Source organism: Nitratidesulfovibrio liaohensis (assembly GCF_011682075.1).
Lineage (GTDB): Bacteria > Desulfobacterota > Desulfovibrionia > Desulfovibrionales > Desulfovibrionaceae > Cupidesulfovibrio > Cupidesulfovibrio liaohensis.
On record NZ_VSMK01000639.1, the window covers coordinates 1 to 992 of the forward strand.

At 72.5% G+C, this 992-nt stretch carries 1 protein-coding gene; it reads left to right on the top strand.

Features of this window, described 5'->3' with window-relative positions; translation table 11 throughout:
* Positions 1-992: lysophospholipid acyltransferase family protein (locus FVW27_RS17015; protein WP_243838536.1), on the top strand; the 992-nt coding region annotated here is incomplete at both ends.

A 992-nucleotide genomic window follows, 5' to 3' on the forward strand; every position in this document is an offset into this window, starting at 1 on the left:
TTCCGATCTGCCCCGGCTCCGGCGCATCCGGGGCATCCGGCGCATCCCCGTTCGCTGGTGCCCGCCGCGGCCCGTCGCATTCCCGCGCCGCTGCGCATCCCGCTGCTGCATCTGCTGGGCGTGGGGCGCATCGACTCGATGTACCGGGCCATGCCGCAGGGCGGAACGCCGCTGGACTTCGCCCGACTGGCCCTGGACGTGCTGGGCGTGTCCGTGCGGGCAGAGGCCGAGGGCTTCGAGGGCGTGCCCGCCACCGGTCCCCTGATCATGGTGGCCAACCATCCCTTCGGCGCGCTGGAAGGACTGGTGCTGGCCAAGGCCCTGCTGCCGGTGCGGCCCGACCTGCGCTTTCTGGCCAACTACATGCTGGCGGCGGTGCCGGAACTGCGCGAGCTGATCTTTTCCGTGGATCCCTTCGGCGGGGACGGGGCGCAGCGCCGCAACATGGCGGGCCTGCGTCAGGCCATCCGCCACGTGGGCGAGGGCGGCGCGCTGGTGGTGTTCCCTTCGGGCACGGTGTCGCACCTGCAACCCTCGCGGCGCGAGATCACCGACCCCACGTGGCAGTCCACGGTGGGGCGGCTGGTACGCCGCACCGGAGCCGACGCCCTGCCCCTGTACTTTCACGGGCGCAATTCCATGCTCTTCAACCTGATGGGCCTGCTGCACCCCGTGGCGCGCACGGCCCTGCTGCCCAAGGAACTGCTGCGCAAGCGCAACACCACGGTCACCCTCAGCGTGGGGCGGCCCGTGGCTGTCGCCACCCTGAGCGAACTGCCCGACGACGAGGCGCGCACCGCCTACCTGCGCATGCGCTGCTATGCCCTGAAGCCCAAGCCGCGCCGGGTGCTTTCACTGCCGCTGCCCACGTCGAAGAAGGGTGGCGCCGAGCCCGGTGCCATGGAGGCGGCCACCGCTTCCGGCGGCTCGGCCAGCCCGGCCAGCCCGGTCGGTCAGGTCGGGCAGCCGGCGCGGCGCATGCGTCCCATCGC